We start from the raw sequence: 7,154 nt of genomic DNA on the forward strand, positions 1-7,154 counted from the left end.
CCGCACCCCCTCGGCGCGTTCTGCGCCGAGGACGAGGTCGACGCCGGCCCCCCTGGTGTCGGCGTCGACGAGGACGGGGCGGTGGCCGCGCCGACCGGCGTGCAGTGCCACCGCGGTGGCGAACGTGGAGGCGCCCGCCCCGCCGACGGCACCCACGACGGCGAGGAACGCCGCCTCGTCGCGACCGTCGAGCAGCTCGCCGAGCCGCGCGAGCACGGCGGTCTCGTCGGCGGGGTCGAGCACGGCCGTGGCGCCGAGCAGCACCGCGTCGCGCCAGAGCGTCTCGCCGGCGGTGCCGCCGGGCTCCCCACCCAGCACGAGCACGCCGTCACGCCGCGGTGGAGCCGTGCGGGCGAGCGGTCCTGCGAGGTCGGCCGAGAGGAGGACGGCCGATGCCGCCGACCAGGCGCGCCGAGCCGCGACCGCGTCGGACGCGACCTCCGGCGTGACGCCCACCGCGGCGCACCACCGGAGGGCGTCGTCGAGCAGGTCGGCGTCGCCCGTGGCGACCAGCAGGTGTGCGGCGTCCATGTCCCCACGGAACCAGGGAGGGGAGCCGCGGACGAGACCCCGCGAGCGGCCTGTGGACGACGCCGCGCACGCCGCCGGACGGCCTGTGGACGACCCGGCGCCGCGCGGTGTCCACGCGGGGTGACCACACGTCGGCCGGGTCGGCCTATCCTGGCTGGGTGAGCCCCCGTACGGCCGCGTTCTTCGACCTGGACAAGACGATCATCGCCCGGTCCAGCACCCTGGCCTTCAGCAAGCCCTTCTTCGAGGGCGGGCTGCTCACGCGCCGTGCCGTCCTGCGCAGCGCCTACGCGAACTTCCTGTTCGGGCTCAACGGCGCCGACCACGACCAGCTCGAGCGGATGCGCACCTACCTCACGGCCATGGTCGCCGGGTGGGACGTGGAGGTCGTGCGCGAGTCCGTGCGTCGCACGCTGCGCGACGTCATCGACCCCATCGTCTACGCCGAGGCGGTCGACCTGATCGAGCACCACCGGCGTGCCGGTCGCGACGTCGTGATCGTCTCGGCCTCGGGGTCGGAGGTGGTCGAGCCCGTCGGTGAGCTCCTCGGCGTGTCCGACGTCATCGCCACCCGCCTCGTCGAGCGGGAGGGCCGCTACACCGGCGAGGTCGAGTTCTACGCCTACGGCCCGCACAAGGCCACCGCGATGCAGCGGCTGGCCGAGGAACGTGGCTACGACCTCGACGCGTGCTTCGCCTACTCCGACTCCGAGACCGACGTGCCCATGCTCGAGACGGTGGGCCACCCGTTCTGCGTCAACCCCGACAAGACCCTGCGCAGGATCGCCTCCGAGCGGGACTGGCCGGTGCTGGCCTTCGCCCGGCCGGTCGCGCTGCGCAGCAGGCTCGGCCTGCACAGCACCACGGGCCGTGCCGCCTGGAGCCTCGCGGCCGTCGCGGCGGTGGGTGGCGTCGCCCTGCTCGCCCGCCGGCGGTCCCGCCGCGCCTCACCCACGCTGCTGCAGCGGGTCCTCCCCCAGACCTGAGCCGCCCAGACCTGAGCAGTCCAGACCTGAGCGGGCCCGACCTGACCCCGTCCCGGCCACGTGCGCTTGTGAACGGCGGCACGCAAGGTTACGTCTCCGTAGATCTTCCGCCCGTCCCGGCACCGGCGTACAACTGAGGGCAGGAACAACTCCACAGACGGCCCGGCACCTCAGTACCCACGCGGCGATCTCCCGTCCCACTGGGCAGTCGCTCCCGGGACATCCGCGACGAGCGGCCCCGAGGCGACGATGACGAAGTGCACGCCTGGTAGCTGCAGCGCGGCCGGACCCATGGACGGCGTCACCCGAGCGGTGGCGCCGTCCTCTTCGTGCGCGACCGTCGGTGCCGACGTCCCGTCGGGGCGACGTCAGACGGCGACGTGGGGTGGCAGTGCGTCGCGCGAGAACCAGGCCAGGCCGAAGCCGGGGCCACCGGTCTCGTGCCGCACCAGGGTCATGCCCGTGCCCTCGAGGAAGGTCCGCAGGTCGTCGAAGCCGTGCTCGTCGGAGTGGTGGTACTCCATGACGAGCCGACGCACGCCCGACCAGAGCGCAGGGTCGGAGTCGAGCAGGATCCCGTACTCCGCTCCCTCGGCGTCCATCTTCAGCAGGTCGACCCGATCGCCGGCCGCGGCGAACGCGTCGGCGATGCTGTCGCAGGCGACCTCGATCTCGACGGACCCGGCCTCGCCGAGGTGCAGGACGCCGTTGTGGCCGCTGCCCGGTCCGTTGTCGGCCATCACCAACGTGCCGGCCCGCGACCCGACGGCGGTGCGGTGCACGGTGATCCGGTCGGCGAGACCGTTCGACTCGACGTTGCGCACGGTGTAGGCACCGGTGGACGGGGTCGGCTCGTAGGAGTGCACGGTGGCACCGGGGAACCGCCGCAGGAGGTCGGTCGAGAAGCAGCCGATGTGCGCCCCGATGTCGACCACGTGCACGTCCTCGGGCAGGCCGTGGCCGAACCAGTCGAGCGAGTACTCGTCCTCGGCGAACACCTCGTACACGGGGACCCGCGCACCCGGCACGTTCGGGCAGTGGATCGTCAGACCGTCCACCTCGAAGGCCAGCTCGTCGGCACGGGCGGCCATCTGACGCAGGACGCTCCAGCCGTTGTCGAAGACCGACACGGTCTGGCGGGTGCGGCGCGCCACCCAGGTGGCGCGGTCGAGGACGGTCATGCGGTCTCCCACTGGTCGGTCGAGGGAACGGTCTCGGCAGGGTCCGGCTCGGGGGCCTCCTGGCCGAGCCGGACGAGGAAGGGCAGCGCGAGCACGGCCCAGACGTAGCGGTCCCAGAGGATCGTGGTCATCAGGCCGATCATCGCGTAGCCGAGGACGGGCAGGGCCAGCAGCGCGTACGGACCCGGGAGCGTGATCGCCCGCAGCGCCACCGAGGCGAGCAGCACCAGGTAGACCGCGGTGCCGACGATCCCGACGGCCGCCGCGACCTGCAGGTAGATGTTGTGCGCCTCCATCACGTCGCCCAGCCCGATGCCGAGCACGGGGTGGGAGGTGAAGGCGTCGAGCGCCACCTTCGCGAGATACTCCCGCTCGGCGTCGGACCCGGCGGCCGTGCCGCCGCCGAGCAGCCGGCCCAGCACGTTGTTCTGCATCGAGCCGCCGCCGGTCAGGGCGTTGCCGACGATCCACAGGGCGGGGATGGAGAGGCCGAAGAGGGCGAGCGCCACCTCGACCCGACGCTCCAGCGCGACGAAGAGCACGGCGACCGCGACGGCCACGAGCAGCGCGGCGCGGCTCCCGCTGACCCAGACGCTCCAGGCGCAGGCACCACCCAGCAGGAGGACCAGCCAGGACCACCGGCGCGGGAGCACGCGCAGCAGGAACGGCACGAGCGCGAGGCCGAGCATCGCGCACAGGCCCATCACGTTGGGGTGCGTCGAGTAGCCGATCCTGCGCCCGTCCCACGAGGACTCGCCGACCGTGTAGGCCGCCACGAGGTTGCCCACGTTGCCGACCACGTACATGAGGGCGAAGCCCACGACGACCCTGCGCGAGGGTCGCCACACCATGAAGGCGACGGGCAGGAGCAGTGCGCCCACGAGCAGCCGGAGCAGGCTGTTCAGGCTCGCACCGCTCTCCTCGGCGCCGGCCGACGACACCAGACCCACCACGACCAGCGCACCGGCCGAGGCGAGGAACAACCACTCGCTCGGCAGCGGCTTGCGCAGCAGCACGGGCAGGAGGACGAGGAGTCCCGCCAGCAGCACCAGGTCGGACAGTGACGCGAACGCCAGCGCCCCGATCGGCCGGAAGTTGTCGAGCGGCGACAGGGCGATCCCGATCGCGAGGACCGTGACCGCGGTGCTCTCGACCCCGACCGCGGCGAGGACGACGAGCCCGACCGCGAAGGTCAGCGCGAGCCCGGCCCCCACACCGCCGAGCGACGACAGGGGCACCAGCAGGGCGAGGAGCGCACCGACCACCAGCACGGGCAGCACCGCCGACGTGATCGCCCGACGCTCCCGCGGGCCCACGCGCTCCTTCACCGACTCCAGCACGGCCATGAGGCCTCCGTCAGCGCTTCACGCGGCGGCCGATGCGCCGACCGCGGGTCGAGGACGTCGGCTCGGGAACGGGGGTGGGCGCGTAGCCGTACCCGTACCCGTGTCCGTAGCCGTACCCGTAGCCGTCGGCGTCGCCCGAGCGGCGCGGCGTGCGGTTGAGGATCGTGCCGAACAGTCGGCCGCCCACGGCGTGGATCCGTGCCACGGCCAGACGGAGCTGCTCTCGCGTGGTGGAGCCGTGGCGCACCAGCAGGAGCGCCCCGTCGACCTCGGTCATGAGGATCGACGCGTCGGCCACCGGCAGCATGGGCGGCGCGTCGATGATGACCGCGTCGTACTCCTTGCGCACACGCGAGATCAGGTCGCGCATGGCCTGGGTGTCGAGGACCTCGGCGGGGTTCGGCGGGGCGGGGCCGGTCCCCATGAAGCTGATGCCGCTCACGTGCGGCTGGGTGGCGTCCTCGATGGACGTGCGCCCCACCAGCACCGTGACGATGCCGACGGAGTTCTCGAGACCGAGCAGCTCCGCGACGTTGGGGTTGCGCATGTCGGCGTCGATGAGCAGCACGGACCGTCCGGACTGGGCCATCGTGAGGGCCAGGTTGGTCGCCACCAGCGTCTTGCCCTCGTCCGGCAGGGCACTGGAGACCAGGATGGCCTGTCGCTCGGCGTCGAGGTCGGCGAACTGCAGGTTGGTCCGGAGCACGCGGAACGCCTCGGCGAGGCTTCCGCCGACCTCCGTGGCCAGTGGCGTCTTCTTGACCTGGGGGTCGTAGGGCAGGGTCACGAGCACCGAGTGGCCACTGATCTTCTCGACGTCCTGGCGCGACTTGACCGTGCGGTCGAGCAGGTCACGCAGGAGGGCGCCGACGATCGCGACGAAGAGGCTGATGAGCAGCCCGATGCCCAGGTTGAGCGGGATGTTGGGCGAGACCGGCTGGTCGCTGATGCTGGGCTCGGCGGCGATCCGGGCCGCGATGGCCGGCTCCTCGTCCTTGAGGGCGGGGCGCTCCAGCTGCTCGACGAGCGCCACGACCTCCTCGGCCTCGGCCTTCGCGATCTGCTGGGCCAGCTCCGGCGTCTCGGCGGTCACGTCCAGCTCGATGGTCTGCGTGCCCGTGATCACGGAGGCCGACACACGACCCTCGAGGTCCTCGCGCGTCATGTCGAGGTCGAGCGAGTCGACCACGCGCTGCAGCACGGACGGGTCGGTGGCCAGCTCCGCGTACGACGCCACACGCTGCGTGACGATGAAGGACGCGGCGTACTCGGCCGACCCTCCCGACGGCGTGGACACGAAGAGCTTCACGCTCGACCCGTACTGCGGGGTCATCAGGAACACCGTGGCGACGGTCAGGGCCGCACCGACGAGGAACGTCACCGTGCTGAACACCCAACGCGCGCGCAGAGCGCCCAAGAACTGCCGCAGTTCCACGGCTGTGCCTCCTCCTCCCGCCGAGCGCGACGGGTGTCCCGAGTGTAGGTGACCACGAGGAGGCCGGGAGGCTCCCTCGCACCACTTCCTGAACGAGTCGAGGCGCCCGCTGTCACGGCCACGACGCGAGAGATCGTGGCCGGTCCCGTCCGTGCGCCAGATCACGATCGGCTCGTAACCTCTCGGACCTCGGTCGTTGTAAGGGGTACGACGGACCGCGCTCGCCAGGCGACGCGGCCCCACAACTTCCCACGGAGGGCAAGAGCGATGACGGTACTGGTGACGGGAGCGGGCGGCTTCATCGGCGGCCACCTGGTGGCCGACCTGCTGGCGCAGGGACGCACGGTGCGAGCGGTCGACAAGAAGCCGACGTCGGAGTGGTACCAGGTGCACGACGACGCCGAGAGCCTCGTGGCGGACTGCTCCGACATGGGCGACGCCCACAAGATGTCGGTGGGCACCCAGGCGATCTACAACCTGGCCGCGGACATGGGCGGCATGGGCTTCATCGAGAACAACAAGGCCGAGTGCATGCTCTCGGTCCTCACCAGCACGAACATGCTCGTCGCAGCGCGCGACGCCGGCACCGAGCAGTTCTTCTACAGCAGCTCGGCCTGCGTCTACAACGGGACGAAGCAGACCGACCCGAACGTGACCGCGCTCAAGGAGTCCGACGCCTACCCGGCCGAGCCCGAGGACGGCTACGGCTGGGAGAAGCTGTTCAGCGAGCGCATGGCCCGCCACTTCCGCGAGGACTACGGCCTGGAGACGCGCGTGGCGCGCTACCACAACGTCTACGGTCCCGACGGCACGTTCGAGGGCGGCCGCGAGAAGGCGCCCGCGGCGCTGTCGCGCAAGATCGCCTGGGCCAAGCTGACCGGTGAGCACACGATCGACGTGTGGGGCGACGGCGAGCAGAGCCGCAGCTTCATGTACATCGACGACTGCGTGCGCGGCACCCAGGAGATCCTGGCCGGCGAGAACGTCGAGCCGGTCAACCTGGGCTCCTCCGAGCTCGTGACGATCAACCAGATGATCGGCATCCTCGAGGACATCGCCGGGATCACGGTCAGCAAGGAGCACGACCTGACCGCGCCGCAGGGCGTGCGCGGCCGCAACAGCGACAACACGATGTTCCACGAGATCTACGGCTGGGAGCCCTCCATCTCACTGCGCGACGGTCTGGAGAAGACCTACGCCTGGATCTACGACCAGCTGGCCCCGCGCGTCTGAGGCCCGCCGACGCCCGGTCGCCCGAGAGGTGGCCGGGCGTCGTCGTGTGCTGGGACCGCTCCGGTCAGCGGGGCGCGACGGCCAACGGCGAGGCCTCGGCCGCGCGGGACTGCGCCTGCGAGGCGTACTGGAGCCACTGCTGGATGCCGGTCGCGTCGCCCCGGGCGTAGGCGGTGAGGGCCGCCCCGTACCCGGCAGGCTCGGCCGCGTGGCCCGCCTCCGGGACGACGACCGAGGCCGGGTCGACACCCTTGACGACGAGCACGAGCCGCTCGGCGGCACGGGCCACCATCCCGCCGTGCGCCGCGAACGCACCCGACGTCGCGACCTCGGCGTGCACGAGTGCGGCCACCACCAGGCCGGGCGCCTCCGTGGGCAGGGCGACGACCCGGGCCAGCTCACCGAGCCGGGCCGCGCCGGCGGCGTCCGCGGGCCGACCCAG

Annotated in this window: 5 protein-coding genes and 2 pseudogenes; 2 read left to right on the plus strand and 5 right to left on the minus strand. The window is 72.0% G+C overall.

Annotated elements, in window-relative coordinates; all coding sequences use genetic code 11:
* Nucleotides 1-531: pseudogene (locus NUV38_RS16880) on the minus strand (hypothetical protein); the annotation flags it as partial.
* Between the two features lie 158 nt (nucleotides 532-689).
* Here NUV38_RS16880 and NUV38_RS16885 point away from each other — a divergent pair.
* The gene (locus NUV38_RS16885; RefSeq protein ID WP_257730225.1) at nucleotides 690-1,517 is read left to right on the plus strand and encodes an HAD family phosphatase; all 828 of its coding nucleotides are present in this window, start codon (nucleotides 690-692) and stop codon (nucleotides 1,515-1,517) included.
* Between the two features lie 368 nt (nucleotides 1,518-1,885).
* Here the strand turns inward: NUV38_RS16885 and NUV38_RS16890 are convergent, their stop codons facing one another.
* From NUV38_RS16890 to NUV38_RS16900, 3 genes are read right to left on the minus strand one after another with little or no spacing between them, the layout of a single operon-like run.
* Nucleotides 1,886-2,698, minus strand: coding sequence for an FkbM family methyltransferase (locus NUV38_RS16890; RefSeq protein WP_257730226.1), 813 nt, complete (start codon nucleotides 2,696-2,698; stop codon nucleotides 1,886-1,888).
* The gene (locus NUV38_RS16895) at nucleotides 2,695-4,044 is read right to left on the minus strand and encodes an O-antigen ligase (RefSeq protein ID WP_257730227.1); all 1,350 of its coding nucleotides are present in this window, start codon (nucleotides 4,042-4,044) and stop codon (nucleotides 2,695-2,697) included. Before NUV38_RS16895 ends, NUV38_RS16890 begins: the two co-directional genes overlap by 4 nt.
* 10 nt (nucleotides 4,045-4,054) lie before the next feature.
* Nucleotides 4,055-5,479 (minus strand): polysaccharide biosynthesis tyrosine autokinase, encoded by a 1,425-nt coding sequence (locus NUV38_RS16900; RefSeq protein WP_257730228.1) that lies wholly within the window; start codon nucleotides 5,477-5,479, stop codon nucleotides 4,055-4,057.
* Nucleotides 5,480-5,746: 267 nt separating this feature from the next.
* Between NUV38_RS16900 and NUV38_RS16905 the strand changes: the two genes are divergently transcribed.
* Entirely contained in the window at nucleotides 5,747-6,712 is a 966-nt protein-coding gene (locus tag NUV38_RS16905) for an NAD-dependent epimerase/dehydratase family protein (RefSeq protein WP_257730229.1), read from the plus strand.
* Nucleotides 6,713-6,776: 64 nt separating this feature from the next.
* Here the strand turns inward: NUV38_RS16905 and NUV38_RS16910 are convergent.
* Nucleotides 6,777-7,154: pseudogene (locus tag NUV38_RS16910) on the minus strand (oxidoreductase); the annotation flags it as partial.

The sequence above is a fragment of the Aeromicrobium sp. 50.2.37 genome, from assembly GCF_024655735.1.
In the GTDB taxonomy this organism is placed as follows: Bacteria; Actinomycetota; Actinomycetes; order Propionibacteriales; family Nocardioidaceae; genus Aeromicrobium.

Excerpts from the sequence above, each read along its gene's own strand:
- NUV38_RS16895 (WP_257730227.1), bottom strand. The coding sequence starts at position 4,044 with ATGGCCGTGCTGGAGTCGGTGAAGGAGCGCGTGGGCCCGCGGGAGCGT.
- NUV38_RS16890 (WP_257730226.1), bottom strand. The coding sequence starts at position 2,698 with ATGACCGTCCTCGACCGCGCCACCTGGGTGGCGCGCCGCACCCGCCAG.
- NUV38_RS16905 (WP_257730229.1), top strand. The coding sequence starts at position 5,747 with ATGACGGTACTGGTGACGGGAGCGGGCGGCTTCATCGGCGGCCACCTG.